General features: G+C 61.8%; 30 protein-coding genes. 12 read left to right on the forward strand and 18 right to left on the reverse strand.

Going from position 1 to position 26764, the window contains the following annotated elements; all coding sequences use genetic code 11:
* Positions 1–19: 19 nt before the first annotated feature.
* The 13 genes from Q0520_RS08010 to Q0520_RS08070 form a co-directional block, all read right to left on the reverse strand.
* The gene (locus Q0520_RS08010; RefSeq protein ID WP_298668583.1) at positions 20–817 is read right to left on the reverse strand and encodes a diadenylate cyclase; all 798 of its coding nucleotides are present in this window, start codon (positions 815–817) and stop codon (positions 20–22) included.
* Positions 814–1680 carry a succinate--CoA ligase subunit alpha gene (sucD, locus tag Q0520_RS08015; protein ID WP_298668586.1) on the reverse strand — a complete coding sequence of 289 codons (867 nt, stop codon included), beginning with the start codon at positions 1678–1680 and terminating at the stop codon, positions 814–816. The genes Q0520_RS08010 and sucD overlap by 4 nt, the downstream gene beginning before the upstream one ends.
* On the reverse strand, positions 1677–2762 hold the full coding sequence (gene sucC, locus Q0520_RS08020; RefSeq protein WP_298668589.1) for a succinate--CoA ligase subunit beta: 1086 nt from the start codon (positions 2760–2762) through the stop codon (positions 1677–1679). Before sucC ends, sucD begins: the two co-directional genes overlap by 4 nt.
* A complete protein-coding gene (locus Q0520_RS08025) occupies positions 2749–3297 on the reverse strand; it encodes a 2-oxoacid:acceptor oxidoreductase family protein (protein WP_298668591.1) in 549 nt (182 codons plus the stop codon). Before Q0520_RS08025 ends, sucC begins: the two co-directional genes overlap by 14 nt.
* Positions 3294–4082 carry a thiamine pyrophosphate-dependent enzyme gene (locus Q0520_RS08030; RefSeq protein ID WP_298668594.1) on the reverse strand — a complete coding sequence of 263 codons (789 nt, stop codon included), beginning with the start codon at positions 4080–4082 and terminating at the stop codon, positions 3294–3296. The genes Q0520_RS08025 and Q0520_RS08030 overlap by 4 nt, the downstream gene beginning before the upstream one ends.
* Complete coding sequence (locus Q0520_RS08035) at positions 4079–5179, reverse strand: 2-oxoacid:acceptor oxidoreductase subunit alpha (RefSeq protein WP_298668597.1); 1101 nt, start codon at positions 5177–5179, stop codon at positions 4079–4081. Before Q0520_RS08035 ends, Q0520_RS08030 begins: the two co-directional genes overlap by 4 nt.
* Positions 5176–5448, reverse strand: coding sequence for a ferredoxin family protein (locus tag Q0520_RS08040; RefSeq protein WP_298668600.1), 273 nt, complete (start codon positions 5446–5448; stop codon positions 5176–5178). The genes Q0520_RS08035 and Q0520_RS08040 overlap by 4 nt, the downstream gene beginning before the upstream one ends.
* Before the next feature lie 14 nt (positions 5449–5462).
* Entirely contained in the window at positions 5463–6005 is a 543-nt protein-coding gene (locus tag Q0520_RS08045; protein WP_298668602.1) for a FumA C-terminus/TtdB family hydratase beta subunit, read from the reverse strand.
* The gene (locus tag Q0520_RS08050; RefSeq protein ID WP_298668604.1) at positions 6002–6844 is read right to left on the reverse strand and encodes a fumarate hydratase; all 843 of its coding nucleotides are present in this window, start codon (positions 6842–6844) and stop codon (positions 6002–6004) included. The genes Q0520_RS08045 and Q0520_RS08050 overlap by 4 nt, the downstream gene beginning before the upstream one ends.
* Positions 6845–6936: 92 nt before the next feature.
* On the reverse strand, positions 6937–7437 hold the full coding sequence (locus Q0520_RS08055) for a 50S ribosomal protein L16 (RefSeq protein WP_298668607.1): 501 nt from the start codon (positions 7435–7437) through the stop codon (positions 6937–6939).
* A 61-nt stretch (positions 7438–7498) separates the two neighbouring features.
* The gene (locus tag Q0520_RS08060; RefSeq protein WP_298668610.1) at positions 7499–8260 is read right to left on the reverse strand and encodes an ABC transporter ATP-binding protein; all 762 of its coding nucleotides are present in this window, start codon (positions 8258–8260) and stop codon (positions 7499–7501) included.
* Positions 8257–9069 carry an ABC transporter permease gene (locus Q0520_RS08065; protein WP_298668612.1) on the reverse strand — a complete coding sequence of 271 codons (813 nt, stop codon included), beginning with the start codon at positions 9067–9069 and terminating at the stop codon, positions 8257–8259. Before Q0520_RS08065 ends, Q0520_RS08060 begins: the two co-directional genes overlap by 4 nt.
* The gene (locus Q0520_RS08070; protein ID WP_298668616.1) at positions 9069–10283 is read right to left on the reverse strand and encodes an ABC transporter substrate-binding protein; all 1215 of its coding nucleotides are present in this window, start codon (positions 10281–10283) and stop codon (positions 9069–9071) included. The genes Q0520_RS08065 and Q0520_RS08070 overlap by 1 nt, the downstream gene beginning before the upstream one ends.
* A 187-nt stretch (positions 10284–10470) precedes the next feature.
* Here Q0520_RS08070 and Q0520_RS08075 point away from each other — a divergent pair, with 187 nt between their 5' ends.
* The 11 genes from Q0520_RS08075 (at position 10471) to Q0520_RS08125 (ending at position 21168) form a co-directional block, all read left to right on the forward strand.
* Positions 10471–11004 (forward strand): helix-turn-helix domain-containing protein, encoded by a 534-nt coding sequence (locus Q0520_RS08075; protein ID WP_298668619.1) that lies wholly within the window; start codon positions 10471–10473, stop codon positions 11002–11004.
* A gap of 716 nt (positions 11005–11720) precedes the next feature.
* On the forward strand, positions 11721–13205 hold the full coding sequence (gene argH, locus Q0520_RS08080; RefSeq protein WP_298668622.1) for an argininosuccinate lyase: 1485 nt from the start codon (positions 11721–11723) through the stop codon (positions 13203–13205).
* Positions 13198–14442 carry a Glu-tRNA(Gln) amidotransferase subunit GatD gene (gene gatD, locus Q0520_RS08085; protein WP_298668624.1) on the forward strand — a complete coding sequence of 415 codons (1245 nt, stop codon included), beginning with the start codon at positions 13198–13200 and terminating at the stop codon, positions 14440–14442. The genes argH and gatD overlap by 8 nt, the downstream gene beginning before the upstream one ends.
* Complete coding sequence (gene gatE, locus Q0520_RS08090; protein ID WP_298668627.1) at positions 14432–16261, forward strand: Glu-tRNA(Gln) amidotransferase subunit GatE; 1830 nt, start codon at positions 14432–14434, stop codon at positions 16259–16261. The genes gatD and gatE overlap by 11 nt, the downstream gene beginning before the upstream one ends.
* A gap of 48 nt (positions 16262–16309) precedes the next feature.
* On the forward strand, positions 16310–16609 hold the full coding sequence (locus Q0520_RS08095) for a DUF5350 domain-containing protein (protein WP_298668630.1): 300 nt from the start codon (positions 16310–16312) through the stop codon (positions 16607–16609).
* 54 nt (positions 16610–16663) lie between these two features.
* A complete protein-coding gene (locus tag Q0520_RS08100; RefSeq protein WP_298668633.1) occupies positions 16664–17020 on the forward strand; it encodes a hypothetical protein in 357 nt (118 codons plus the stop codon).
* On the forward strand, positions 17007–17534 hold the full coding sequence (locus Q0520_RS08105) for a nitroreductase family protein (protein ID WP_298668636.1): 528 nt from the start codon (positions 17007–17009) through the stop codon (positions 17532–17534). Before Q0520_RS08100 ends, Q0520_RS08105 begins: the two co-directional genes overlap by 14 nt.
* A 4-nt stretch (positions 17535–17538) precedes the next feature.
* Positions 17539–17877: a DUF555 domain-containing protein gene (locus Q0520_RS08110; RefSeq protein ID WP_298668639.1), complete on the forward strand. Its 339-nt coding sequence runs from the start codon at positions 17539–17541 to the stop codon at positions 17875–17877.
* Positions 17874–18761, forward strand: coding sequence for a carbohydrate kinase family protein (locus Q0520_RS08115; protein ID WP_298668642.1), 888 nt, complete (start codon positions 17874–17876; stop codon positions 18759–18761). Before Q0520_RS08110 ends, Q0520_RS08115 begins: the two co-directional genes overlap by 4 nt.
* On the forward strand, positions 18761–19423 hold the full coding sequence (locus Q0520_RS08120) for a diphthine--ammonia ligase (protein WP_298668644.1): 663 nt from the start codon (positions 18761–18763) through the stop codon (positions 19421–19423). The genes Q0520_RS08115 and Q0520_RS08120 overlap by 1 nt, the downstream gene beginning before the upstream one ends.
* On the forward strand, positions 19420–21168 hold the full coding sequence (locus Q0520_RS08125; protein ID WP_298668647.1) for a DUF2070 family protein: 1749 nt from the start codon (positions 19420–19422) through the stop codon (positions 21166–21168). The genes Q0520_RS08120 and Q0520_RS08125 overlap by 4 nt, the downstream gene beginning before the upstream one ends.
* A gap of 55 nt (positions 21169–21223) precedes the next feature.
* Here Q0520_RS08125 and Q0520_RS08130 read toward each other — a convergent pair whose 3' ends face one another.
* Positions 21224–22384, reverse strand: a complete 1161-nt coding sequence (locus Q0520_RS08130; RefSeq protein ID WP_298668650.1) for a TIGR04083 family peptide-modifying radical SAM enzyme — start codon at positions 22382–22384, stop codon at positions 21224–21226.
* A gap of 734 nt (positions 22385–23118) precedes the next feature.
* Here Q0520_RS08130 and Q0520_RS08135 point away from each other — a divergent pair.
* Entirely contained in the window at positions 23119–23511 is a 393-nt protein-coding gene (locus Q0520_RS08135) for a hypothetical protein (protein WP_298668653.1), read from the forward strand.
* A 186-nt stretch (positions 23512–23697) separates the two neighbouring features.
* Here Q0520_RS08135 and Q0520_RS08140 read toward each other — a convergent pair whose 3' ends face one another.
* From Q0520_RS08140 to Q0520_RS08155, 4 genes are read right to left on the reverse strand one after another with little or no spacing between them, the layout of a single operon-like run.
* Positions 23698–24390, reverse strand: a complete 693-nt coding sequence (locus Q0520_RS08140) for a queuosine precursor transporter (protein ID WP_298668656.1) — start codon at positions 24388–24390, stop codon at positions 23698–23700.
* Between the two features lie 59 nt (positions 24391–24449).
* Complete coding sequence (locus tag Q0520_RS08145; protein WP_342765257.1) at positions 24450–24968, reverse strand: YkgJ family cysteine cluster protein; 519 nt, start codon at positions 24966–24968, stop codon at positions 24450–24452.
* Between the two features lie 53 nt (positions 24969–25021).
* Positions 25022–25321: a DUF1294 domain-containing protein gene (locus Q0520_RS08150; protein WP_298668663.1), complete on the reverse strand. Its 300-nt coding sequence runs from the start codon at positions 25319–25321 to the stop codon at positions 25022–25024.
* Positions 25322–25364: 43 nt separating this feature from the next.
* Positions 25365–26426, reverse strand: a complete 1062-nt coding sequence (locus Q0520_RS08155) for an AI-2E family transporter (protein WP_298668666.1) — start codon at positions 26424–26426, stop codon at positions 25365–25367.
* Positions 26427–26764: the final 338 nt, after the last annotated feature.

Consider the following 26764-nt stretch of genomic DNA (forward strand, 5'->3'; position numbering starts at 1 on the left):
AAGACAAAAAAAAGAATTTTCAGCTGCTGATCGCGATGTCAGACCTGATCGTGATGGTGCACGCCCCATCCCTGAAGACCCGGATCAGGCCCCCGCTCTCCGAGACGGTGATGCCGACCGCAGGGATCAGGCGGGTGATCGCCGCCGTCGCCCGGTGTCGCCCGCCGAGACCGCCGGGGAGGTGGACGTCTTTTGCGTTCACGTCGAGGTAACGTCCAGCCGCACAGATGAGCCCGTTCCTGTTCACGACGAAGACTCCGTCAAGTTGCGCAAACTCCTTGACACTCTCCCAGTTCTCATGGTTCTTGATATCCCTGAGTGTAGCGTCGTGCCCTTTGTACGGGTTCAGGATCGCCTGGTGGGAGTGGCGGCCGATCTCCTCGTCGTCACCGATGATGAAGGCCGTGCCGATCCTCCTGCCTTCCCGCCCCTCGATCGAGATCTCCATTGCCAGGTTGAGGACGGCGTACATCACCTCCTTCGGGACGATGTCGTCGTAGTTCCTGAGGTCGACGAAGTTCCTGGCGCGTTCGAGGTCGTAGACCAGGATCGCATAGGGGAAGACAGCGACGACATTACCGTCCTCGAAGCGGCGGGTCAGGTATATCTGCACGGCCGCGTCGAGCATGTGGTGCTCGCAGACCGAGACGATCTCGTTCATGGAGAGGTCTTTCAGGATGTCGAGCTGGAGGTCCTGCACCCAGATCAGCGGCACCTTGGAGAGGCAGGTGCAGGGACGGGTGAAGGAGACGATCGCCCGCGCTCCGATCTCCTCTGCGACCTCTGCGGCCACTCGCATCAGCAGTTCTTCATTCATAGCAGGCCACGGATCATACCCGGTATCTCGGACGGCCGCGAGGCGACCGCCACATCCATCTTCTTCAGTCTCTTGATCTTGGAACGTGCGTCCCCTTCGCCGCCCTCGATGATCGCACCGGCATGCCCCATCCTCTTGTTCGGCGGGGCCGTGACGCCGGCGATATACGAGACGATCGGCAGGTCGGTCGAGCGGACGCCCTCTTCTTCAAGGTTGCCGCCGACCTCGCCGATGAGGACGACGGCCTTCGTCTGCGGGTCCTCCTCGAAGCGGGCCAGGACGTCGGCAAAGGTCTGACCGATGACCGGGTCGCCGCCGATCCCGACGACCGTCGACTGGCCGATCCCCGCCTTCGTCAGTTCGTCGACGACCTCGTAGGTGAGGGTGCCGCTCCGGGAGATGACACCGACGTGCCCTCTCGTGTAGAGGTGAGAGGGCATGATCCCGAGTTTCAGTTCGCCGGGCGAGAGGAGGCCGGGACAGTTCGGGCCGATGACCTTGCACCCGGAGAGACCTGCATAGGCGACCGCCTTCATGGCGTCGTGGACAGGGATGTGCTCGGTGATCGCGATGACGAGATCGAGACCGGCATGGGCCGCCTCCATGATCGAATCGCCCGCTGCACGGGCCGGGACGAAGAGGACGCTTGCCGTAGCGTCATGTTCGGCAAGGGCCTCTTTCACGGTATTGTAGACCGGGACACCGCAGACTTCCTGACCGCCTTTGCCGGGCGTGACGCCAGCGACGACACCCTTCCCGCCGACCTCACGTGCGTATTCGTTCATGAGTCTGATGTGGAAGGAACCCTGCTTGCCTGTGGCGCCCTGCACGATGACGGCGGTGTTCTTATCTCCGTAGATCATGCCGTCACCTCCACGGCGGCCCTGACGGCCTCGTCCATGCTCCCGAGCATCCGGTATCCCTTCTCTGCCAGGAGTTTTCTCCCCTCGGCCTCGTTTGTGCCGGCGAGCCTGACGATGACCTCCTGCTCGACACCGGCTTCAATGATGCCGCGGGCGACCTCGTCGCACCGGGTGATGCCGCCAAGGAGGTTGACGATGATCACCTTCACCGCGGGCATGCCCGCGACGAGTCTGACCGCATACTTCACCCTCTCCTGGTCGGCACCGCCGCCGACGTCCAGGAAGTTTGCGGCCTTCCCGCCGAAGTGCTCGATGAGGTCGAGCGTCGACATGGTGAGGCCGGCGCCGTTGCCGATGACCCCTATGGCGCCGTCGAGTTCGACATAGGAGAAGCCGTGCTTCTCCGCTTCTTTCTCCCGCTCGGTGAGGTCGCGGTTGACCGCGATCCCCTGGCGGACAAGGGCGTTGTCGTCGATGATCAGTTTTGCGTCGGCGGCGTAGACGCCCTGCGGCGTTGTGACCAGGGGGTTGATCTCGGCGAGAAGGGCGTCTTTCTTGCAGAAGACATGATAGAGTCTGTTGATCGTCTCCCGCACGCCTTTCGGGGCGTCCCCGGTGAGTTCCCGGAGAAGGAAGTCGGGGACGTCGGAGAGGAGGGGCGAGAAGGTGACCTTCCTGATCGCGTCCGGGTTCTCTTTTGCCGTCTGCTCGATCTCGACGCCGCCTGCGTCCGCAAAGAGTATCACGGGCTGTTTGCTCGAACGGTCGATGGCGATGGAGACGTAATACTCGTGCTCGATTGCGAGGCGCTCTTCGATGAGGACACGGGCGACGGGCACGCCCTTGATCGGGGTGTGGAAGAGGTGCCGCGCAGTCTCGACAACGTTGCCTGCATCGGCCATCAGGACGCCGCCGGCCTTGCCGCGGCCGCCGACGTCCACCTGCGCCTTGACGACGACTTTGTCCCCGAGTTCGTCCATGTGGAGGAGGATCTCCTCGTGCTCGCTGACCAGGAGGCCCTTCGGCACCCTGATCCCTTCCTCTCTGAAGAGTTCTTTTGCCTCAAATTCAAGCAGTTTCATCTTTCATGCTCCTTCTGCCGAGGTCGAACCCGAGCTTCAGCGCCCTGAGGTTGAGGTCCTCGGTGCCCTTCGGGACAGAATCAAGGACGGCCTTCTCGATCGCCGCCTCGGAGACGACGCCGGTCGTCGCCACCAGTGCCCCGAGCATCACAATGTTTGCTACGATAACCTTTTTAAGGGTGCTTTTTGCCTCGTAGGTCGAGGGGATCTCGTGGTACCGGCAGGCCGGGCGGTCCTGCACGAGTTCGGAGTCGACGAGCATCACGGCACTCTCCGGCGCCGTGCGCCCGTATTTCAGGAAACCCTCCTGCGACATGATCACGTAGATGTCGGGCGCCGTCACCTCAGGGTAGAGGATCGGGTCGTCGTCGATGATCACGGCACTCATCGACGCCCCGCCGCGGGCCTCGGGCCCGTAGACCTGCGTCTGGACGGCGTACTTGCCGTCGTGGATGGCGGCAGCGCGGCCCAGGATCACCGCTGCAAGGATGATCCCCTGGCCACCGAAACCGGAGAAGCGGATCTCGTGTTTCATTTCGGCACCCCCATTGCAGGGAGGTTCCGCCGCACGAACTCGCCGACAGGGAAAGTCGCCGGGTCGTGGGGGACACCTTCCTCGTCCATCCGCCGCCACTTCTTCAGCAGGACCGCATGGTCGCGCATCCAGGCGATCATGTCCTGCGCCTCGCGGAGTTTGTTCCTCCGCCCGTACCCTGTCGGGCACTGGACGACTGCCTCGATGAGGGAGAAACCCGGTGTCTCCAGGCCCGCTTTCACGGCGCGCGTCAGTTCCTGCACGTGATAGGAGGTCCAGCGGGAGACATAGTTCGCCCCGGCCGCCACGGCGAGGGAGGCGAGGTCGAAGGGGGCTTCGTCGCAGCCGTAGGGGGTCGTCGTCGAGTACGCCCCGAGAGGTGTGCACGGACTCCCCTGCCCGCCTGTCATGCCGTAGATGTAGTTGTTCATGCAGATGACAGTCAGGTCGATGTTCCGCCGGCACCCGTGGATGAAGTGGTTGCCGCCGATGGCGGCGAGGTCGCCGTCGCCGGTGAAGACCACGACATGGAGGTCGGGCCGGGCGAGTTTCACGCCTGTTGCAAAGGGGATCGCCCGCCCGTGCGTGGTGTGGAGGGAGTCGGTGATGATGTAGCCGGGCGCGCGGGAGGAGCACCCGATGCCTGAGACGAAGACGGTCTCTTCGGGTGTCCATCCCATCTGGTTCACGGCATTGAGGGTGCAGTTGATCACCGTACCGTTCCCGCAGCCTGTGCAGTAGATATGGGGCAACCTGTCGGCCCGCAACCAGTCCTGGAAGTTCACAGATATCCCTCCGCCATGGTGATGAGGCGCCGCGGCGTGTGCAGTTCGCCGCCGATCTCGGAGATGGGGACGACCGGGACGGCTGTGTGGCGGGCCGCCTCACGCACCATCTGCCCGAGGTTCAGTTCAGGGACCAGGAAGACCCGTGCGTTCTTGAATGCCGCAAGCGCGAAGTCCGGGAAGGGCCAGACCACCTTCAGTCTCAGGTGGCCGACCCTCTCGTCGTCCAGGTCCCGGATCGCCTGCGCCACCGACCGGGAGGGGGCGCCGTACGAGATGAAGACGACCTCGGCGTCGGGGTTCGTCACCTCGTAATCGGCGATCTCGCGGTTCGCACCCTCCACCTTCCCGACAAGACGCCGCACCAGGCGCTCGTGGACACGGGGGTCGGTGGAGGAGGGGTAGCCGCGGTCGTCGTGGGTGAGACCGGTGACGTGGACGCCGTAGCCGTGGCCGAATGCCGGGAAACCCGGTACGTTGTCCTCGCCCGGTGCAAAGGGCAGGGTGCCCTTCTCCAGGGGGCGCCTCGGCACGACCTCGACGCTGTCAGGGACCGCGATCCTCTCACGCATGTGGCCGATAATCTCGTCGGCCATCACGAAGGTGGGGACGCGGTAACGGTCGGCGAGGTTGAAGGCCTTTGCCGTGAGTTCGTACATCTCCTGCACTGAGGCAGGACTGACCGCGATGATGCTCATGTCGCCGTGCGACCCGAAACGGCACTGCATCATGTCGCCCTGCGCAGCGCGGGTCGGCTGGCCCGTGCTCGGCCCGCCCCGCTGGACGTCGACGATGACACACGGCGTCTCTGTCATGACAGCATAGCCGATGTTCTCCATCATCAGGGAGAAACCCGGCCCGGAGGTGGCGGTCATCGCCCGCGCTCCTGTCCAGGAGGCGCCGATCACCGAGGCGATACTCGCGAGTTCGTCCTCCATCTGGGCGAAGACCCCGCCGATCTTCGGCATCTTCCGTGCCATGTGCTCGGCGATCTCTGTCGAGGGGGTGATCGGGTACCCGCCATAGAACCGGCACCCGGCGGCAAGGGCACCCTCCGCACAGGCCGTGTTCCCCTGCATGAACTCAAGCCGCGTCAATCTTCAATCACCACCTTTTGAGGTTCAAAAGGTCCTTCCTCGACCCACCGGATCGCCTGGTCCGGGCAGATCATCTGGCAAACGCCGCAGAGCACCCGTCCGTAGAGTTTCTGGAGGCGGCAGTTGGTACAGCGCTCTGGACGGTCGAGGGTCGGGACCACGATGCCCCGCCTGTTCGGCGCCGTGCCCTCCTGGAATATCCTGTAGGGGCAGACCAGGGTGCAGAGGTTGCAGCCCTTGCACCTGGTCTCGTCGATGATGAGTTTCATATATCCGGCCTGATTTATGTATTGAACCGCTGTTCAAATTGTATTTTTGCCTGCCGGACAACTTCGGAAAAGAGGTCTCCGCCGTGGGCGTCGATCCCGACGATGAGGGGGAGGTGGTCGAGTTCGATCTCCCAGACGGCCTCGGCCATGCCGAGGTCCTCAAAATAAACCCCTTTCAGAGTCATACGGGCGGCGGCAAGGGCGGCGCACCCGCCGGTGAAGGCGAGGTACACGCCGCGGCCCCGCAACTCCTCCCGCACCTCCGGCCCCATGCCTCCTTTGCCGATGAGAGCGCGCACGCCTGCGTCCAGGATGAAACCTGAGAGGCGGTTCATCCGTGCCGAGGTGGTCGGCCCTGCGGCGAGGACACGGCCGTCCTGGACCACCGGGCCGCAGTGGTAGACCACGGCGCCCTGCGGGTCGAAGGGGATGCCCTCCTGCATCATCCTCTGGTGCGCCTCGTCCCGTGCGGTGTAGACTGTCCCTGAGAGTGTGACGGCGTCGCCGGCGCGGAGTTCGAGCACCTCGTCGCCGAGCGGCGTGGTGAGGTGGATCATTCCTCCACCTCCACGCAGCGGGTCGCCCGCCGGCATGCCCAGCACTGGACATTGACCGCCACGGGCAGGGATGCGGTGTGACAGGCGCCTGTCTTCACCTTCACAGCAAGGGCCGTCGTGTCTCCGCCAAGGCCCATCGGTCCAATGCCAAGGGCGTTGACTGCGTCGCAGATCTCCTGCTCGAACGTGGTCATCTCGTCGATGGGCAGGAGGAGCGCTTCCTTCGCAAGCGCCGCCGCACCGTCGAAGGTCGACCCGATGCCGACGCCGAGGACGAGAGGTGGACAGGGTCGTCCGCCGGCGATGAGCACAGTCTCGGCGACGAACCGCGCGATCTCCCCGGTCTGCGAGGGGAGGAGCATCCCGATCCGTGAACAGTTCTCCGCGCCGGCACCCTTCGGGAGGACGGTAACGGTCAATTCGTCGCCGGGCGTCACATGGACGGCGGGCATGCCCGCCCCGGTGTTGTCGCCACTGTTCTCCCTGCTGAGGGGGTCGACGACATTCGGGCGGAGAGGGATTTCGCGTGTCGCACGTCTCACGCCTTCCGCGACCGCGTCGAGAAGGTCGTGGGTGAAGGGGACGGTCGGTGGGAGGGTGAGGTAGACGATGGGAACGCCGGTGTCCTGGCAGACGGGCAACCCGTGCTCCTCCGCGTACCTGATATTCTCCTCGATATTCTCAAACTGGGTGCGTGCTGTTGCACTCTGTTCCCGGTCGCGGGCCCGTGCGAGGGCGCGCCGTACGTCTGTCGGAATCGACGTTTCAGCTTCCAGGAACGCAGAATAGGTAGCAGATGCGACTGCACCGGAAAGGCCGGATGCCGCTCTCTCTATCATTGAGTATTATGGGGAAGGGGCTGCTAAAAAAATATACCATTCTCGCGGCCCCTCTAGCAAAGGAGAGAAGAGGAAGAAAATTTCGTCCTGCTTCACTCAATGACGACCACACGGGTCGGCGTCGGCAGCTTGTAACCGCCGTGCTTCAGGGCATCCTTTGCCTTCTCCGTGTACTGCGGAGTGGTCCAGACGGTGAAGACCTTCTGGCCCGGGGTGACACGGGCGGCGGTGCCTACGGCCTTGCCGAATGCAAGACGCATACCTTCGGAAACACGGTCTGCACCGGCACCGGTTGCCTGCTTGTTCTCACGGAGCACATGGTGAGGGTAGGTGCGGAGCTTGAGATAGTAGTTCGTGCGTCCCACCTCCTTCATCAGGCGCCTGTTAATGTTAATACGTGCCGCTTCAAGAGCGGAGTGGCGGATCTGGCAGGCCTCGAGCACTTCAAGGGTGACTTCAAGGGGGAAAGAACCGCTCGGGTCACCCATGTCGTACTGGACAACCTTGCTGCCGGGGACACCGCCCATATACTCTCGCCGGGTGTAGGCCTTCTTGGCGAGAGATCTATACATTACTCCTGGTTTTCGTACCATACCTCACAACGCCTCGCCGTAAGTTAGTGCTTTATAACATGGCTATTTTTCTTAATAAAGGTTACTGGGAGGCTTCTTCGCCTCCCTGGATCAGGGAGAGGACGTGCCTCCTCACCTGCGCAAATTCGACGCTTGTCCTGTCCCTTGGCCGCGGCACCGTGATGGAGATGACCTCCTGCACGTGAGATGGCCGCGGGGAGAGGACGACGACTCTGTCGGAGAGATAGACGGCCTCGTCGACGCTGTGCGTCACGAAGATCACGGTCTTCTTTGTCTTCTTCCAGATCTCAAGCAGTTCTTTCTGCATCGTGTTCCTGGTCTGGGCGTCGAGGGCCCCGAAGGGTTCGTCCATCAGGAGCACCTGGGGCTCGACGCAGAGGGCGCGGGCGACGGCCACGCGCTGGCGCATGCCGCCGGAGAGTTCGTAGGGGTGGCTGTTCTCGAAGTCTTCGAGGCCCACAAGGGTCAGGTACTTCCTTGCCCGTCCATATCTCTCCTCCTTCCCGACGCCCTGCACTTCAAGCCCGAAGGCGATGTTGTCGAGGACCGTCCGCCAGGGATAGAGCGAGTACTCCTGGAAGATCATCGCCATCTCCGGTGTCGGCCCGGTGATCTCCTTCTCGTTGATCGCCGCCCGGCCGCCTGTTGGGTGGTCGAGCCCCGCGATGATCCGGAGAAGTGTCGTCTTCCCGCACCCGGAGGGGCCGAGGATGCATATGAACTCGCCTTCCTTCACGTCCAGGGAGATGTCGCCAAGGGCGGTGACCTCCTCTCCCATTTCGTTGGTGAAGACCTTCGAGACATGTTCGATAGAGAGACTCATCTGACCATCCCCCTCCACCTGAACTGTCTTTTTTCAACGGCCCTGAAGAGGCCGTCGATGCCAAGGCCGATCAGGCCGATGACGATCATGCCCGCGATGATCACCTGGGACTGTCCCCAGTTGTAGGCGTACATGATCAGGTAGCCGAGCCCCGAGGTCGTCCCCGGGAGCATCTCGGCCGCAACGACACACATCCACGAGATACCGAAACCGAGCCGAAGGCCGGTCCAGACTGTGGGGAGGGCCGCCGGAAGGATGACCTTCCTGAGGACCTGGGCCTGACTCGCCCCGAAGGTGAACGCCGACTCGACCCACGTCCTGTTGACCGACTTGACGCCGTCGACCGTGTTGAGCAGGACCGGGAAGACCGCACCGATGAAGATGATGAAAGTCATCGAGACGATCCCGGTCTTGAACCATGCAAGGGCGAGCGGGATCCATGCCAGTGGCGGGATCGGGCGGAAGAGCTGGATAGCGGGGTCGAGGAAGTCCTCTGCCCGTTTCCAGTAGCCCATCACGATACCGACCGGGATGCCGACGGCAGCCGCAAGGCCGAAGCCCATGAGGACGCGCTGAATGGAGAGGAGCGCGTTGTCGATGAGGCTCCCGCTGCCCAGGATGTCGACGGTGGGGGCCGCAAGGATAGCGAGTACCGACTCCACACGCGGCAGGATGAACTCGTTATCGATGAGGATCGCGGCGATCTCCCAGCCGATGATGATTAAAATGGGAAGGATGGCCCCTATGGCCCTCCCTCCAAGAAACGCTGTTCTTATATGTCTTTTCTTCGCTGATTCCGTAATCTTCATCAGACTTCTTTCACCACCAGTCCGCTGTCTTTCAGGGCGAACTTGAGCATGACGTCCTGGATGGAGCCCTTCAACGGGGCCGCAATCTTCAGCGGCTTGCCTTCGGCAGCTCTCGTCTTCGCCCATTCAGCGAAGGACGGCCAGTCGTTGACAGGTGCGGATGCAGCGACGACAAGCCCAGATCCCTCAGTATTAACGGGTTGGAGGATCTTAATAGGTGTTCCTTTGTCGATGGCACTGATCGCCGGCGGAGCGCCGACCCATGCCATCTGGATGTTGTTCGTCGCGGCAAGTTGCATCAGGGCCGGCCCGGCGGCACCGGAGACGAGGGTGACGTCGGCGACCTTCTCGCCGTTGACAATCAGTTCAAGGTTCTCGGGCCTGGTCTGGGTGGGGTCCACGGGCTTCAGGGCGATGCCGTAGGTCTTTTCGAAGTAGTCCCACTTCTTGATCGCAACGAAGAGCGAGGCGTGGTGGTCAGACATCAGGTAGCCGATGCCGAGGGGTTTGTCGAGCTTTTTCGGGGTGGCGATCTTCCCTGCGTCGAGCATCGCCTTTGCATCGTCGTAAGGCTGGGTGTTGAAGAGCAGGGCCTTCTGTTCTTCAGGGGTGGCGTTCTTCAGCGAACCGGTGAGGTAGCCGAGGTCTGCCTGGGCGTCGACGAAGAGCCCGACGCCGTCCTGCCACTTCTCGGAGGGTTCGCTCGTGAACTTGATGGTCGGGATCGCCTGTTCGAGGACGTCGACCGAGTTCACCGAGACGTCGCCGTAGGTGAAGTTGCCCTTGCCGACGAGCCAGTCGGCGACGATCTCAGCGGACTCGTCCTGGTGCTCCTTCACATACTGGTTGGAGACGATGCCGAGAGCGCTGATGACGTTGACGACATCGCGGTGCTCCGCGGTGAAGTCGTCACGGGCGATGATCACGCAGCAGGAGTGGTCCTTCCACATCCCCTCGGGGGGGAGGTCCTGCGAGTACGAGGCGACCTTGCCGATGCCGCTCATCGGGGCGACCTCGACGGTGGGTTGCCAGGCGATGTAGCCGTCGATCTCACCGGTGGAGAGGAGCATCGGCATCGGGCCGACACCCTGGGTGTAGGTGATGCCGACCTCCGCTCCATCGGTCTTCGGCGTCTCCTCGGAGACGCATCCAGTTGCCAGGAGAATGGCCGCAAGCCCGAAGAGGAGGACTGCGGCAAGCATCTTTTTTGCCATGAGCGTACTGGTGGCTGTGACGATATTTATAGGTCATTATCCTGCCCTTTTCGCCTATACGATGAGGTAAAATGGGGGCTCTGATTGCCCCCGTGTCATGCGAAACTCCCTCTCTGTCCTCTCAAAAAGGTAGAATTTGTGGACAGAAGGAAACATTCTTCGTCTCGGTTTGCACAGGTGGATGTACATGATCCAGGCAGACCCCATCGACCGCCTCCTCAAGGCGGCGCTCATATCTGACGAGGAGTTCACAAAGACCCTCAATCACATCTTGAAGACAGACCTGCGGATCAGTGTGCGCGAACTCTCGGAGAGGAGCGGGATCGCCCAGAGCACCCTCTACAAGATCCTCACCGGCAAGAGGTCGCCGACCCTCCCGACTTTGCGAGCGATCGCCAATGCCGTCAGGTCTTTCTCCCAACCGTCGGGCGAGGCCTTCATCGGTCTCATCGCCGCACGCTATGTCCTTGAGTCCATCCAGGAGAGGACGGTCACGATCGACGGACAGGCGATCCGGGTCAGGGAGTACCCGGTCCACACTTTCGAGGACACCCTCATCGCCGCCGTACGTGCCGAACGCGAGGGGGCGCTCGCCATCGTCTGCGCCCCTATCGCATCGTCCACCATCGAGCACCTCGTCCGCATCCCGGTGACGACGATCATCCCGAAGGACAGCGTCCAGCGCGCCATCGAGGCGGCGGCGCGGAAGGCGTGGATGTGAGGGACTGTAGAGAGATGTGATGAGAGATCTGATGCTATGAGGAAAGGGGGATACTGATGTCTCTGCCAGGGGACTGCCACTCGAGAAACTACGTTTTTCATATGCTCACGTCGTTCGCACCGTTAGGTCGGGGGTGGATGGCAACCCCCTCTCTCGGATTCCGTGTTCTTTCTTCCCCGGCCCTATCCTATTGATCGAGGGACGACCGATAGCGAGTTCGAGAAGATCGAAGATCTTCGCTGTCCGGGGGCAACGAGAAAGCCGAAGGCTTTCGAGGAACGAGCGTAGCGAGTTTGAGAATACGGAAAATCGAAGATTTTCCTGTTCACGCACATCTTCGATGTGCAATGGGTCGAAGACCTTCGAGCAGTCCCCCGGTTCAGATTATGGGGAAGGCGGTTAATCGGCGTCACGCGCCGGGGGACTACGCCCCCGGATCTCGAAGATCTCCGATCTTCTCGAACTCGCTATCGCTCGTTCCCCGCTCAGGATAGGGGGTGGATGGCAGTCCCCAGCGCCATAATCCCTTGTTCCCTCTTCTTCTCGTATCCAGAGTGGAAGGAGAGGGAGGAGGGGCGAAAGTTCTCTAGAGACTCGCATGTACCGTAGGAACCCTCCGCGATAATCCCTCCCAGCCATCCTCTCCCCGCCCCTTTCTCCGCCTCATCCTGTCGTCCCCACAGATTCATTTCATCTAAAACCCCACCATCTATACAATGCAACGCGATCTGGTGCGGCGGGGCCGACTCAGTGACGATCGCCCGGAAGAGGTGATGCACTTCCTCTCCTCCATGGCGGCCGATCACTGGATCGCCGATATGGACGTGCTGGTGGACATGGCCCACCTCCTGATGCTCAGGAAACAGGGTATCATCGACAGCGAGGCGGCACATGCGCTGATGGGCGCTCTCCTCGACTTTTACTGGGACGGCATCCCGGCAGAGGCGTATGACGAACAGTTCGAGGACATCCACGCAGGCAAGGAGGCGATGCTCATCGCCCGCGTCGGCGAGGAGTTCGGCGGCCGTCTGCACATGGCCAGGTCGCGGAACGACGAGGTTGCGACCTGCATCAGGATGCGCCTGCGCCGGGAACTCGTCGCCCTGATGGAGGAGACCTGCACCCTGCGGGGCGTCCTGCTGGAGACAGCGGGCGCACACCTCTCCACCATCATGCCGGGCTTCACCCACCTCCAGCACGCGCAGCCGACGACCCTTGCCCACCACCTGCTCGCCTACGAGCAGGCGCTCTCCCGCGACTTCGCCCGTTTCGCCGACGCGTATGTGCGGCTGAACGAGTGCCCCCTCGGTGCGGCCGCCTTCGCCTCGACGGGTTTCCCCATCGACAGGGAGTACACGGCCCGCCTCCTCGGCTTCGACCGGCCCATGGGCAACTCCATGGACGCCGTCTCGGCGCGGGACTTCGCCCTCGAAGCCCTCTCAGCCTGTGCGACCATGACCGCAACGACAAGCCGCCTCTGCGAGGAGATGGTCATCTGGAGCACCTCCTTTGTCAGGTTCGTCACCCTCGCCGACGGTTACTCCTCGACGAGTTCGATCATGCCCCAAAAGAAAAACCCGGACACCGCCGAGATCATGCGTGCCAAGACCGGGACCGTGGCGGGGGCGCTCGTCTCGGCCCTTACCATCACGAAGGGCCTGCCCATGAGTTACAACCGCGACCTCCAGGAACTCACCCCCCATCTCTGGCGGGGCGTCGAGGCGGCCGAGGAGAGTCTTGCCGTGCTCGCCGGCCTGATCAAGACCGCCACCTTCAACACCGGGAGGATGGCAGAAGAGGCCGGGAAGGGCTTCTCGACCGCGACAGAACTCGCCGACGTCATGGTACGGGAGTTCGGCCTCCCATTCAGGACGGCGCACTCCATCGTCGGACGGGCCGTGAAGATGGGCGCCCTCGACCTCGCCACCCTCGAAGCGGCGGCAGAGGAGGTGGCGGGCCTCTCCCTCAGGGAGCGCGGCCTCACCCCGGAGAGGATCACAGCGGCCCTCGACCCGGCTATCTCCGTCGCCGAGCGCGGGGCTATCGGCGGCCCGGCACCGGCAGAGACCGGGCGGGCCTGCGCAGAGAGGAAGGAACGGCTTGCGGCAGATCTGGCCCTCGTCGCCGCACGAAAAGAAGCCGAGAATACGGCCGTAAACCGGCTGATTGCAGAAGCAGAGAGGCTTGCAGAGCATGAGTGAAAGATTTGCGACCGGCGACCTCGTCGCCGCGTCCTGCCGGGGCCACCCGGTGGAAGGGACCTATATCACGAACCGCGACGGCATGGCGGTCCTCAAGATGAAGAGCGGATACAACATCGGGGTCGACCCCGCGACCTGCAACCGCGTGAGGGCGGCAGGGGCGCCGGCGGTGCGGGCAGCGGCGCCTGCCGTCGTCCAGGACGAGACCCTCCCCGAACTTGCGATCATCTCGACGGGCGGGACGATTGCCTCCAAGATCGACTACCGTACAGGTGCGGTGACCAGCCAGTTCACCGCAGACGACATCCTCCGTGCGATTCCCGGCCTCTCCTCCCTCGCCCGGTACCGCTCCGAGGTGCTCGCCACCATCCTCTCCGAGAACATGACCCCCCGCATCTGGCAGGACCTGGCGCGGGCGATCTACGCCGCCATTAAGGACGGCGCCGAGGGCGTCATCGTCACCCACGGCACGGACACGATGGCCTACTCAGCCTCGGCCGTCTCGTACATGCTCGACACCCCGGTGCCCGTCGTCTTCGTCGGTTCCCAGCGCTCGGCCGACCGCCCGAGCAGCGACAACATCATGAACGGCCTCTGCGCCGCCGCGGCCGCACGGAGCGACCTCGGCGAGGTTGCGGTCGTGATGCACGCCACCACCAACGACGACGCCTGCGCCGTCCACCGGGCGACGCGGGTGCGGAAGATGCACACCTCACGGAGGGACGCCTTCCAGAGCCACGACATGGCACCGATCGGGAGCGTGGAATACCCGTCCCTTGCTGTCACCCTCTCCGACGAGGCGGTGCGGCGGCGGAAGACCGAACCCGTCCTGAAGGACCACCTCGAAGAGCACTGCGGCCTCCTCTACTTCTACCCCGGCATGGCCCCGGAGATGGTCCGGGCGTACGAGGGATATAAGGGCCTCGTCATCGCCGGCACCGGCCTCGGCCACGTCTCCACCCTCTGCATCGGGGCGCTGAAAGACCTCGTCGACGCCGGCACGACCGTCGTCATGACCTCCCAGTGCCTCAACGGCCGGGTCTGCGACCGCGTCTACGACACCGGCCGCGACCTCATCGCCGCAGGCGTCATCGAGGGAGAGGACATGCTCCCCGAGGCCGCCCTCACGAAGATGATGTGGGTGCTCGGGAACGAAACTGACCCGGAGAAGGTGCGGACGATGATGACGACCGACCTGAAAGGCGAGATCAGGAGGAGGTCAGACTATGGATTTTAAGGCCCTCGGCCTCAAGGCCGGTATCGAGATCCACCAGCAACTCGACACGGCGGAGAAACTCTTCTGCCACTGCCCGACGACCCTCCAGAAGACCGAGGAACACACAGGCGAGTTCTTCCGCTACCTCCATGCGACCGTCTCCGAGATGGGCGAGATCGACCGTGCGGCGGCCGAGGAGATGATGGACCGTCGGCAGTTCCACTACCTCACCTACCCGACCACCTGCCTCGTGGAGAACGACGAGGAACCGCCGGCGCCGATGAACAGGGAGGCCCTCGGCATCGCCCTTCAGGTGGCGAAGACCTTCGCCATGCACCCTGTCGAGCAGGTGCACACCATGCGCAAACTCGTCATCGACGGTTCGAACACGAGCGGTTTCCAGAGGACTGCCCTCGTCGCCATGGGCGGCGCCCTCCCGCACGGCGGCGACGTCGAGACGATCTGCCTTGAAGAGGAGGCGGCCCAGCGTGTCGAGGGGGACACCTTCTCCCTCGACCGTCTCGGCATCCCCCTCGTCGAGATCACGACCTCGCCCTGCATGCACACCCCCGAGGACGTGCAGGCGACGGCCGAGTACATCGGCATGGTCCTCCGCTCCACCGGCAAGGTGAAGAGGGGCCTTGGCACCATCAGGCAGGACATCAACGTCTCGGTCAGGGACGGGGCGCGGGTCGAGATCAAGGGCGTGCAGGAACTCGACCTCATCGCCGAGGTCGTCCGCCGCGAGGTGCAGAGGCAGACTGAACTGCTCGCCATCCGCGACGAACTCCGCGCCCGCCACGCCTCCGTCGGCGAGGAGTCCTACGACGTCACCGCCCTCTTTGCCGGGACAAAGTCCTCGATCCTGAAGAAGGCGAAGGTGATCCGGGCGTTCGTCCTCCACGGCTTTGCGGGCCTTGTGGGCCGCGAGGTCCAGCCCGGCAGGAGGCTCGGTTCCGAGATCTCGGACTACGTGAAGAAGTGCGGCCTTGGCGGCCTCTTCCACACCGACGAACTCCCGGCCTATGGCGTGACCGCAGAGGAGGTGGCCCGCCTGCGCGAGCACCTCGGCGTCGCCGACGAGGACGCGGTCATCCTGGTCTCGGGCTCGAAGGAGAAGACGGTGTGCGGCGTGAAACAGGCGCAGCACCGCGCCCGCCTTGCGCTCGTCGGGGTCCCTGAGGAGACGAGGAAGATGCTCGAAGAAGGGAGCACGGCATACATGCGGCCCCTCCCCGGCGCCGCCCGGATGTACCCGGAGACCGACGTCGTCCCTGTGGCGATCACCGATGCCCTCTGGGATGAGGTCAGGGTGCCCGAACTCCTCTGCGACCTTGCGCGGCGTTTCGAGAGGGACCTCGGCCTCGACCCGGCCGTCGCCCATCAGGTCGCCTACTCGGAAAGCCTGCCCCTCTTCAGGGCGGCGATCAGGGCCGGCATCAAGCCGAACCTGGCGGCGCGGACGATCCTCGCCACCCTCAAGGAACTCGGCCGCGACGGTGTCGCCGTCGAGAAGATAACTGACAACGACGTCCTCGCCGTCCTCCTCGCCGTCGAGAAGGACCAGGTCGCCAAGGAAGCGATCCCTGAGATCTTCACCGCCATCGCCGGCGGAGAGGCCGCGGCAAAGGCGATCGAGAGCCACGCCGGCGGCATCTCAGAGGAGGAACTCACAGCGATCGTCAGGAAGATCGTGGCGGAGAGGATGGAGTTCGTCACCGAGAAGGGCATGCGGGCCCTCGGTCCCCTGATGGGGGTCGTCATGGAGGAGGCCCGCGGCAAAGTCGACGGAAAGAAAGTGAGTGAGGTGCTCAGATCCGAGATTTCGCGGGTGATCTGAGCAACATCTTTAAACCACCGGCTGAGTAAATATATAGGGAGTTCGATTATGGGAAAAACAGGAACCACCACCTGGGCACAGGTGAAGAATGTCTCAGGCAAGATCCGCCTGGTCAGAGCAAAAGAGGCGACTTTAAAGAAGCCAGGACCGAACCAGCGCTTTAAGGCGGCAGCAGCACTCAGAAAGATCGCAATCCAAGCCGAACGTCAGCAGGGACGTGGCAGAGGCGGCCGCCGTGGCGGTCGTGGCGGCCGTGGCCGCGGTCCGGAGGTTGCAGACCAGAGGATCCGGAGGCGCATGCCGCGGGCAAAGGTCAGTGCCCTCGGTGTGAAACAGAAGTCGAGATAAAGACAGGGATCACCTCCCAAATCATCTTTTATATCTCGGGCATCCATTCAATGTATGGATCCAAAGACCGCTGTTTTGAACTATCAATACGGTGAAAGAGCGAAATCGGAACTGATCCTCGCTTCAAAACTTATCACCGGCCTGACAGGTTTTTCCGACATCGAGAAAGCGGGCGGAAAGAAGATGGTGCTCCTCATGCTCGAAGGGATCAGGTCGGAGATCGAGTTTGCCCGTGAGAGCACCCAGCACGCCTCCTTCTCGAAGGCGATCGACGCCCTGAATACAACGATCTCCATGGTCGATGGCGGAAACTTTGACGAAGCGGTCCCGAAAGTTGCGGAGGCGATCTCTGCCGCCACAACCGTGGCCCAGGAGTCCTGGGAGGCGCTCGCAGAACATGGACTCCTCTGAATTTCTGGCGTTCCTCGAGTCCCGCCAGTCGGTCAGGGAGTACGGCGATGACCCCGTCACCGACGAGGAGATCTCCGCCATCCTGAAAGCGGCGTCATCGGCGCCGAGCGCCGGGAACATGGAGGCATGGGACGTCATCGTCGTCTGCTCTGAAGACCAGCGTGAGGCCCTTGCCGAAGCGGCCTTCGGGCAGGAACACATCGAAAAAGCACCTGTCATCCTTGTCGTCTGCTCCAACTATGTCAGGTCGATGTCGCGCTATGGAGACCGGGGCATTCTTTATGCTCTCGAGGACGCAACCATTGCCTGTACATTTATGATGCTCACGGCGCACGCCCTCCGCCTCCAGTCCTGCTGGACAGGGGCCTTCGACGACGACGCCGTGCGGGAAGTGCTCAACATACCTGCCCATATCCGCCCAATTTCCCTCCTTGCAATCGGGAAAGGTGCGGTCCCTGCCGCACGGACAGAGAGGATGCCGGTCGGTGAACACGTACATAGAGAGACCTGGTAATATCATGACCGATTATTGCGTTACACTTGAATCCGCGTGGGTCATCAAGGACGTCAAGTCCCTTGACGATGCCATCGGGATAGCGATCAGCGAGGCGGGGAAGCGCCTCAACCCCTCGGCAAAGTTTGTCGAGGTCGAAGCAGGTTCGATCCAGTGCCCTTTCTGCGAAGAAGACCTGAACTGTGCGCTTGTCGTGGCCAACACTGCCCTTGTGGGCCTCACCCTTGAAATGAAGGTCTTTAACGCCGAGTCAACCCAGCACGCGGCCCGGATTGCGAAGTCGGTCATCGGCAGGGCGCTCGGGACCGTGCCGCTCAAAGTGACGGATGTGCAGGAGTCATGATCAGCGTCGTCGGCCATACGGCAATCGACCATATCTGCCAGGTTCCCCGTTTTCCGGAGAAACACACCTCCACCTACACCCTTGACCACCAGATCTTCTTTGGCGGCGGGGCGGCGAACATCGCCGCGGGTATCGCCACCCTCGGTGGGGAGTGCACCCTGGTGAGTGCGGTCGGGTCTGACTTCCCGGGCAGTGCGTATGAGAGACGGATGGAAGAACTCGGCATTGAACGCCGTTTCTTCTACGTCCCTGACAGGCCGACGGCGACCGCATTCATGTTCAACGACCTTGCAGGCGCCCAGATCACGTACTTCGACTGGGGGGCGTCGTCGGTCTTTGCCGAGGCCGAGGCCCCGGCACTCGACTTCGTCCACATGGCGACCGCTGACCCGTCTTTCAACGTGAAGGTTGCTGAGAAGAGCGAGTTTGCGTCCTTCGACCCGGGACAGGACATCCTGAAGTACTCACGGGAGCAGTTCGAGGCGATCCTGGACAACATCAACATCCTCTTTGCAAACAGGCACGAGGCGGCGACGATGGCCGAGGTGCTCGGGACAAGCGTCTCCGACCTGGCAAAGAGCGTTGAGATCGCTGTCATCACGATGGACGCCGAGGGGTGCATGCTCTGCGTCCACGGCGAGAAGCAGATGGTCCCCGCGATCAGGGTGGAGATGGCCGACCCGACCGGCGCGGGCGACGCCTTCCGTGCGGGTTTTCTCACCGCATACCAGCGGGGTTACACACCCCTCCGCTGCTGCACCATCGGGACGACGGCGGCGTCATTTGTCGTCGAGAAGGTGGGGTGCCAGACCAATCTCCCGACCTGGGAGAGGATGGCAGAGCGGCACGAGCAGCACTTCGGACCCATTGAGAAGGGGGCGTGATGCAATTGGGATGGGCAGCACTGACATCAGGAGGCAAGGACTCGGTCCTTGCGGTCCAGAAGGCGCTCGACGCCGGTCTTGAGGTGACAACTCTCGTAACCGTCAGGCCAGCGAACCCGCACTCGTACATGTTCCACGCGGCCAACCTCGACGCCGTCCGCGTGATGGCGGAGGTAGCGGGCATGGAATACTACGAGATCGCGTCGGCCGGAAAAAAAGAGGAAGAGACCCTTGAACTTGAGGAGGGCCTTGCCAAACTCGATGCCGGAGGCCTGATCACCGGCGCCGTCGCCTCGACATACCAGCGGTCCCGCCTGGAATCGATCGCCGGGCGCCTTGGCATCCGTCTCTATGCCCCTCTCTGGCACATGGACTATGCCGCCCTCCTCCGCGAGGTGGCGGCGCGCCTTGACGCCATCATCGTGGTCTGCGCCGCCGACGGTCTCACCGAGGACGACCTCGGCGTGCACATCGACGACGCCACGGTCGACCGCCTCCTCGCCCTTGAAGAGCGCTACCGGATCAATCCTGCGGGGGAGGGAGGTGAATACGAGACCCTCACCCTCAATGCACCCTTCTTTTCCCGCCCGCTCACCTACGCCTCAGGCGAACGGAGGTCGGAGGCAGGGCGGCATGAACTGATCCTGAAGGGATTTGCATGAATGACACAGATACGGGCAGCGACGTGAGGATGGCCGGGCTATCCCGGTACATCTTCACCGCCCCGGCATGGCCGAGGTCACTTGCGATCATCATTCTTCTTGGCCTCCTCATCGATGCAGCCAGTTTCCGGGCAGGCTGGGTTTATCCCTTCTTCGGAACCCTTACATTCACACTCCCTGCACTTCTGGCAACACTTATCACCAGGTCCCTGATCCGGAGCAGGGGCAAGATGATCACCTGGAACCGCTCGGCACTGCTTGCGGCGGCGGGGACGGTCTTTGCGATCATCATCACGGTGCTGCCCGTTGTCGTCGGCTACGCCGACCTGCTCCCCCTCTCCTTCGCGATAGCGATGGGCTTTGTCTTCGGGATCAGACTGTTAGTTATGGCAGCGATAGCCGACTACCGCCTTTCCCGCGTTTTTCTCCCGGCGCTGCCGCAGAGTGCCCTCGGCATCATCTTTGCAAGCATTCCATTCGGGCCTGGCTATCTTCTCCTTGGGGCAGTCCTCCACATTGTCTTCGGGTTCGGGTGTCTGCTCTTTGTCTGGTTTGTCGAGAGGCCGCTGAACAAGGCCTTCCACATCAGCGCGTTCAACTTCATCAACACCTTCATCGAGCACATGACCGACGGTTCGAAGAGCATGGAGGACTTCTTCCGCGAGATCGGCGAGGAGGTCTCAGTCCCGCAGACGACCCTTGCCTTCAGGCGGGAGGGGAAGAAGGACATTCTCTTCACGGTTCCGAATGTCCACCCCGGCCCGATGGGTGAGATCGGCGGCGGTATGCTGACCATGGCGATCCATGACGCTTTCGAGGAGGAGGTGCTCACGGCCCACGGGTGCTCGACCCACGACTTCAATCTGGTCTCCGCGTCTGAAGCGGAGAAGATCATTTCGGCGATGCGGGAGTCCCTCGACGGCGTCTCCTATCTCTCCTGTGCGGGGCCGTCCTTCAGGACGCACAGCGGTTCCGTGGATGTCCTCTGCCAGCCTTTTGGAGACGCCCTCCTGATGGTCTCCACTCGCTGGCCGCAGAAGACCGAGGACCTGGACTTCGCAATCGGGATGACGGTGATGGCCGAGGCACACTCCCACTTCGCGCACTGCGCCTTTGTGGACGCCCACAACTGCATGTCTGAGGTGGTCTCCCCTCTCCACCTGGGGTCGGCGATCGGGAACGAGTATCTTGCCGCGGCTGGGAAGGGGATCACGGAGGCTGCGGGCGGTGCTGTCCATCCCTTCAGGGCAGGTGTGGGGCGGGTCACTCTCCCCTTCAAGCGCGAGGAGGGGATCGGCGACATCGGTGTCCAGGCCCTGGTCGTCGAGTGCGCCGGGCAGACGACGGCCTATGTCCTCTTCGACGGGAACAACATGGTCAAGGGCCTCCGCCCGGCTGTCCTGGAGGCGGTGAAGGGCCTCGTGGACGAGTGCGAGGTGATGACCTCCGACTCGCACAGCGTGAACACGATCAGTGGCAAGAACCCGGTTGGTCTCCACGTCCCGCCGGAAACGCTCGCTCCCTATGCGGTGGCGGCGGTGCAGGCGGCGGTCGATGACCTCGCACCGGCGACGGCGGCGGTTGCCACCGGGTGGTGCCAGGACGTGCTGGTCTTCGGGTCGAACAGGATCTCGGAACTTGCAAGCACGGTGAACGCGATGCTCATTTTCATCCCGCCCCTCTCCCTTGCGGTGCTCATGATGGCGTTTTTGCTCTCGGTGGTGGCGTACCTGGTCCTCGGGTAGACCCTTTTTTTTAAAGACCGGAAAAAAGTGGATGCCGGGGGAAAAACCCGGTTCCTTATCGCATGACCATCTGGCGCATCAGGGCCATGATGCCGGGCCTTGTGCCCGTCTTTATCGCCGGTCTGCCGCCGCCCATCTCCAGGAAGGGAGAGGACTCGAACATCTCCTTGTTGAGGCGGTCGGTGATCTCGTCGAAGATCCTCTTGTAGGCGACGCAGTGGGGGTCGACGCCCCGGACTTCGCCGCCTGTCGGGGCGATGGCGTTGTACGGGCACCCGCCCCGGCAGTACCTGATGTGTGCACACTCCTTGCAGTGCTCGTCCACGTATTCCCTGAACTGCTGCATCCTCTGCCCCACAGGGGAGGCGGCGAGGTCCTCTCTGGTCGGGCGGTCGCGCACATTGCCCATCACGTATCCGGGCATGCCGACGAAGCGGTAGCAGGGGTAGATGCTCCCGTCCGGACCGACCGCAAAGGTGCTGCCCATGCAGTCGGCGTAGGTGCAGACGGTGCCGTGACGGGTGAGCACGCACTTGCAGAGGTCGTTGATGTTCATCACCTCGATCTCGCCCAGGTGGTCGAGGGACTGGTCGAGGAGATAGACAAGGAGGTCGCCGTATTTCTCCGGCGCAAGCGCCCACTCATCGGGGTTTTTGTCGCGGAGGGACGGGAGGGCGGGGTGCAGTTTGAGGGTCAGGCCGTTTTGCAGGAAGAAGTCAAAGATCTCGTCCCTGTACTCCACCGAGCGGGAGGTGAAGGTGCAGATGAAGCGGACGTTGAGACCGTGCTCCCGCGCGATCTTGTAGCCCTGCATCGTCTTTGCGAAGTAGCCGTCCCCCCTCTGGTTGTCGGTGATCTCCTCGGGGCCGTCGATGCTCGACCCTATGGGGATGTTGTATTCGGCAAAGATATCGGCCATCTCGGGGGTGAGTTTCCAGAGGTTGGTCTGGAGGGCGAAGGTGGGGTTGAGGTGGGCGAGTCCTTCGGAGAGGAGGGGCAGGGCCTGCCTGTAGAAGTCGGCACCGGCAAGGAGGGGTTCGCCGCCGTGGAAGGTGATGGTGACCTGGCTGTCCCTGAAGTCCTTCAGCCAGGCGACCACCTCCTCGACGGTCTGGATGCTCATGCGGGGCGAGCCTTCCTCAGAACTCCAGCAGTATTTGCATTTTGAGGGGCAGCCCAGCGTGGGGATGAGCATGATATGAAAAGGGCTTTTCATAAGGCGTTTTTCTCCTTCTTCAAAGAATAAGGTTGTGGATTTTTTGGGGGGGAGGTTGTTGCGATCATGGGGGAGTGGACGCGGAAAGATCGCCGGCATATCTGAAGAAGAGGAGAGGTACCCGTCCAACCGCCTTCCCCACAATCTGTACGGGGGACTGCCTCAAAAACCTGCGGTTTTCTCATGCTCACTTCGTTCGCACCTCGAAGGTCTTCGACCTTCTCTTGCCCCCAGACCCCCGGAACTAGGATTGAGCCGGGGAAGATCGATCCGAGATCCCAAGAGGGAGACTGCCATCCTCTCGCCTATCCTGAGCGGGGGTCCGGGGGCGTAGTCCCCCGGCACAGGTATTAATGAAAATATTTGTGTGCAAAAACTACACCTCAAGCGATCTCTTATACCACCAGAACCACGGAGTGCCCAAGAGATCGATGATGTTTTTCACGACGATCTGACCGGGGATCAGGGGAAAGAGGGTGCCACGCCAAATATAACGATAGTAACGAAGATAACGCTGTCGAAGGCACGGCGTGGAGGGGAGTGCATAAAGACAAGAGTGGGTCCCAGAACCCCGTCAGAATATATTTTAGAAATATATGTCGGCTTGAAAATTCACACTGCCTTTACATGAGGCACTATACCCCCTTCTGGCACTCACACTTATCTTCTGCCTTCTAGTTGCAGGATGCACCGGTTCTACTCGAGAAGGCAAGACCGACACCGAGAACAAGTACATGGACGCCATGGACAACCATCACGCTGGGCTACACGTAGACTCCTTCGACCTCGAGTATGTCGAGGCAACGAAACACGTCAATATCTATCTGATCAAAAAGAGGGCCGCAGACGGCGAACATTTCAGGAACAGTATGGCATGGGCTTCCTTCTCCACCATGGAGGCGTTAACAGCATATAGAGACGAGATCGACGGTGTAACCTTCATTGGTAAGACTATACTGATCAGTAAGAATGGAGACGAATCTCTTGATAAAGTGTATCAGGCAGATATCGCCATGAAGGACGCCAAGTCCGTGAACTGGGCGAACCTAGCGAATTACCCTAACCTTACGGCAGCCATCAAAAACAACTTTGATTCCGTGTGGTGGCATTACGCCGTGACAGGTTGATGGTCAAAACTGGACGCATATCCCCAATTTCTACATTTTTTAAATAGAGTCTCTTCAGTTTTGTAGAATCGAAGATGGGTATGTTATGAAAAACATTTGATCCAGAATGCACGGGACCTCTTTGAACTCCAAGAAAGATTGTCGCACCCCTGTTCCTTCTTCTATCTCCGAGAAAAAAAGAGGCCTTCAGGCCTTCTCCAGATATTTCTTATACCACCAGAACCATGGCGTGTCCAGGAAGCCGATGATGTTCTTCGCCACGACCTGGCCGATGATGAGGGGGAGGAGCGGCGCCACGCCTGCGAAGGCGATGGTGACGAAGATGACGCTGTCGATGGTCAGGCCGAGGAGGTCGCTGGAGACGCTCCGCAACAGGATCCTGTCGGGGTAGCGCTCCTTGAGGCGTGCGAAGACCCAGGCGTCGAGGTTCTGCGTGATCAGGAAGGTGATCCAGGAGGCGACGACGATCCTGAGGCTCTGGGCGAAGACCTCCTGCCACATCTCCTCGTAGGCGAAGAAGGGGGCGGGCGTGAGGGTGTTTGTCATGACGATGAAGGTGACCAGGAGCACCTGCGAGAGAAACGCGATGCCGATAGCGATGTGCGTCATCTTCTCGCCGTAGACCTCGTTGATCATGTCGATGGCCTGCGAGAGGAAGGGGTAGAGGAAGACACCGGCAGGGGCGAGGAAGACGGCGATGCCGAGGTCGAACTCGACGATCCGTGTGGCGATGATCTGCGAGGCCGCAAGGTAGACGACATAGAAGCCGACGAGGGCGGCGTAGCCGTACTCCCTGTGGCGCCTGATAATGTACGCCGAGGCGTAGGTGACAATGGTGAGGCTGACGATCCAGTAGATCCAGACGATGGGGAGGTCCATGATGTCCTATGAGGTTGGACGGCATGGGTATTATCGGCTGGGGTCGGGGGACCTCGCCCCTACCGCCGGACGATGTACCCGACCCCTGTCAGCGCGGCGATCGCTCGCTCGTCCCACCGAGCGTCGTCGTCCTCGCGGATGCAGGCGACGTGCGTCTCCCAGAACGCGGCGAGGGCCGGGTCGTCAGTCGCCAGGTGGCGCCTCTCCATCACCCTCCCCACCCGCGTCCCCCGCGCGTCTACGATGAGGAGGCGCCAGCAACGGTACTCCCGGCAGATGTCGGGCCTCGTGTGGTGGATGATGCAGCACACCTTCCCGTCGACCGGGTCTTCGCGGAGGAAGGGGCAGGCCAGAGGCCACCTCTCGAAGATGCTCCTGTCGGCGAGGAGGAGGGCCCTATCGGGGTCGACCCTGACGGTGTGCACCTCGCCGGTGTACCTGTTCTCCATCAGGATACTCCCGTCGCCGCAATCCTCTCTCACGAGATGGACGTCGCCCATCTGGCTGCAGCACTCCCCACACTGGATACACGCGAACGGCATTGGATCTCTCTGTGAAGGGAATGCTCTCCGGCCCATAATAATACCTGAATGTCACGCCCCTGCTCCGACACTCACCGGCCCTTCGGCCTTCAGATGCCCGGCAGCGTGACCCACCCTGCCGCCGCAGACACAATCAGGGCGAAGACCACCAGGTGAAGAACCGCAAAGAGGGGGACGAGCACGAACTTCGTCTTCTGTGTCTTGTGCCTGAAGACCTTCATCGCTGCCAGTGCACCGAAAGGCCCGAGAAACGCGAAAGCCAGGAGCATCGTCTCCGAGATCCTCCACCGCCCGTCGCGTGCCCGCCTCTTGTCCACAGAGAACGCCGCGGCAGCACCGGCATTCAGGAGGAGGTACACGACCAGCAGGTAAATGGCGGGGGCGCTCATGACGACCGACCCCGGATAAAAATGTGGGCAGGAACCATCAGGCTCACTCCCCCTCCTTTTTGCACGCTCTGTTATTGAAGATCCCGGAGACGCCGAGCAGTTCGTTTATCCACCGCAGTTCATCGCTGCACTGGAAGAGGATGACCAGGAGGAGCGTGATCGGCACGGCGAAGATCATGCCGGGCAGACCGAGGATCCAGCCCCAGATAATGAGGGAGAGGACGACGACCATCGGCGGCAGGTCGAACCTTCTCGACGCCAACTTGGCATAAATCGGATTTTCGACGACGGCGTTGAGGACGACGACGATCCCCACGACCGCTGCCGCACCCCACGGGCCGTACTGGAGCCAGGCAAAGAATATCGCCGGGAGGGCGGCGAGGATCAGGCCGATATAGGGGATGAAGGCCAGGATAAAGGTGAGGATACCCCAGAGCACGGCAGAATGAATTCCCATGAGCCAGAGGGAGAGGCCGAAGAGAAAGCCATGGATCAGGTTCGCCTCTGTCCTGACGATCACGAAGTCCATCATGAGTCCGCTCATCCTCTCGATGCCGACAAAAGTCCTTGGTTCGTGGACGATCCCCTTCTTCAGGCGCTCGGAGATGTGAGGAATTTCGAGAACGGCAAACATCGTCGTGATCATGATGAAGAAGAGGTACATCAGGGCACTCCCGAGGCCGAGGGCATAGGGTTCGACGAAAGTAACGACATCTGCAAGTTTGAAGGAAGACAGGTCAAAGAAGGAATTATCGATTTCAAGGTGCTGCGCCAGTGCTGTCAGGTCGGCGAGGCGCATCTGGAGGTCTGCCTGGTAGGTCGGGAGGTCGGCGAGGAGGGTCTCGAACGAGCGGATCGTGATCACCACCACGGCGATCAGGATGGATGCGGCGACCGTGGAGATGATCCCCAGGGCGGCGATGTCGGGCAGGCCCCGTTTTTTCAGCATCTCCATTGCCGGGAGTGTGAGGATCGTCAGGATCAGGGAAATGAGCAGGAGGTTGACGATATACGCAGAGTAGCGCATCCCGATGACGATCACGAGGAGTGCCGCCAGGATGCCGAGGGTCTGCAGAGTGCTGGAGAGATCTGAAGGGCGGTCCATAGTATATGTCGTACTGGGAAGAGATGGGATATCATTTTTGGGAATTTATCCGGTGAGGACACAGGTATTTTGCGTGGGTTTTGGCCGTCCTGAGGACGCAGTCCGAGCAGGCAGTTGGTGTGCTCAATCTTTCCGCCTTCGCCCGCACCGTCGAGGTCACTTATTTTATCAGGCATGGCATGACTGGCAGGGTGTGGGGATCGCGGATGCATCTCCTCTCTGAACGAGGTGAGCATCAGGTTCCATGCCCGCCACGGCTTTACGGAGTGCGGGCGGTTCAGGAGTGTCGGGAGATCTGAATGTATTATTACAGGACCTCGACCTCGTCGTCCTGCACC

The sequence above is a fragment of the uncultured Methanofollis sp. genome, assembly GCF_937919355.1.
GTDB lineage: Archaea > Halobacteriota > Methanomicrobia > Methanomicrobiales > Methanofollaceae > Methanofollis.

Excerpts from the sequence above, each read along its gene's own strand:
- Q0520_RS08040 (WP_298668600.1), bottom strand. The coding sequence starts at position 5,448 with ATGAAACTCATCATCGACGAGACCAGGTGCAAGGGCTGCAACCTCTGC.
- Q0520_RS08155 (WP_298668666.1), bottom strand. The coding sequence starts at position 26,426 with ATGGACCGCCCTTCAGATCTCTCCAGCACTCTGCAGACCCTCGGCATC.
- Q0520_RS08010 (WP_298668583.1), bottom strand. The coding sequence starts at position 817 with ATGAATGAAGAACTGCTGATGCGAGTGGCCGCAGAGGTCGCAGAGGAG.
- Q0520_RS08065 (WP_298668612.1), bottom strand. The coding sequence starts at position 9,069 with ATGAAGATTACGGAATCAGCGAAGAAAAGACATATAAGAACAGCGTTT.
- Q0520_RS08095 (WP_298668630.1), top strand. The coding sequence starts at position 16,310 with ATGGGAAAAACAGGAACCACCACCTGGGCACAGGTGAAGAATGTCTCA.
- Q0520_RS08100 (WP_298668633.1), top strand. The coding sequence starts at position 16,664 with ATGGATCCAAAGACCGCTGTTTTGAACTATCAATACGGTGAAAGAGCG.
- Q0520_RS08145 (WP_342765257.1), bottom strand. The coding sequence starts at position 24,968 with ATGGGCCGGAGAGCATTCCCTTCACAGAGAGATCCAATGCCGTTCGCG.
- Q0520_RS08135 (WP_298668653.1), top strand. The coding sequence starts at position 23,119 with ATGGACGCCATGGACAACCATCACGCTGGGCTACACGTAGACTCCTTC.
- argH (WP_298668622.1), top strand. The coding sequence starts at position 11,721 with ATGCAACGCGATCTGGTGCGGCGGGGCCGACTCAGTGACGATCGCCCG.
- Q0520_RS08060 (WP_298668610.1), bottom strand. The coding sequence starts at position 8,260 with ATGAGTCTCTCTATCGAACATGTCTCGAAGGTCTTCACCAACGAAATG.
- sucC (WP_298668589.1), bottom strand. The coding sequence starts at position 2,762 with ATGAAACTGCTTGAATTTGAGGCAAAAGAACTCTTCAGAGAGGAAGGG.
- Q0520_RS08075 (WP_298668619.1), top strand. The coding sequence starts at position 10,471 with ATGATCCAGGCAGACCCCATCGACCGCCTCCTCAAGGCGGCGCTCATA.
- Q0520_RS08150 (WP_298668663.1), bottom strand. The coding sequence starts at position 25,321 with ATGAGCGCCCCCGCCATTTACCTGCTGGTCGTGTACCTCCTCCTGAAT.
- Q0520_RS08055 (WP_298668607.1), bottom strand. The coding sequence starts at position 7,437 with ATGGTACGAAAACCAGGAGTAATGTATAGATCTCTCGCCAAGAAGGCC.
- Q0520_RS08125 (WP_298668647.1), top strand. The coding sequence starts at position 19,420 with ATGAATGACACAGATACGGGCAGCGACGTGAGGATGGCCGGGCTATCC.
- gatE (WP_298668627.1), top strand. The coding sequence starts at position 14,432 with ATGGATTTTAAGGCCCTCGGCCTCAAGGCCGGTATCGAGATCCACCAG.
- gatD (WP_298668624.1), top strand. The coding sequence starts at position 13,198 with ATGAGTGAAAGATTTGCGACCGGCGACCTCGTCGCCGCGTCCTGCCGG.
- Q0520_RS08070 (WP_298668616.1), bottom strand. The coding sequence starts at position 10,283 with ATGGCAAAAAAGATGCTTGCCGCAGTCCTCCTCTTCGGGCTTGCGGCC.
- Q0520_RS08050 (WP_298668604.1), bottom strand. The coding sequence starts at position 6,844 with ATGATAGAGAGAGCGGCATCCGGCCTTTCCGGTGCAGTCGCATCTGCT.
- Q0520_RS08045 (WP_298668602.1), bottom strand. The coding sequence starts at position 6,005 with ATGATCCACCTCACCACGCCGCTCGGCGACGAGGTGCTCGAACTCCGC.
- Q0520_RS08115 (WP_298668642.1), top strand. The coding sequence starts at position 17,874 with ATGATCAGCGTCGTCGGCCATACGGCAATCGACCATATCTGCCAGGTT.
- sucD (WP_298668586.1), bottom strand. The coding sequence starts at position 1,680 with ATGATCTACGGAGATAAGAACACCGCCGTCATCGTGCAGGGCGCCACA.
- Q0520_RS08105 (WP_298668636.1), top strand. The coding sequence starts at position 17,007 with ATGGACTCCTCTGAATTTCTGGCGTTCCTCGAGTCCCGCCAGTCGGTC.
- Q0520_RS08025 (WP_298668591.1), bottom strand. The coding sequence starts at position 3,297 with ATGAAACACGAGATCCGCTTCTCCGGTTTCGGTGGCCAGGGGATCATC.
- Q0520_RS08110 (WP_298668639.1), top strand. The coding sequence starts at position 17,539 with ATGACCGATTATTGCGTTACACTTGAATCCGCGTGGGTCATCAAGGAC.
- Q0520_RS08120 (WP_298668644.1), top strand. The coding sequence starts at position 18,761 with ATGCAATTGGGATGGGCAGCACTGACATCAGGAGGCAAGGACTCGGTC.
- Q0520_RS08130 (WP_298668650.1), bottom strand. The coding sequence starts at position 22,384 with ATGAAAAGCCCTTTTCATATCATGCTCATCCCCACGCTGGGCTGCCCC.
- Q0520_RS08140 (WP_298668656.1), bottom strand. The coding sequence starts at position 24,390 with ATGGACCTCCCCATCGTCTGGATCTACTGGATCGTCAGCCTCACCATT.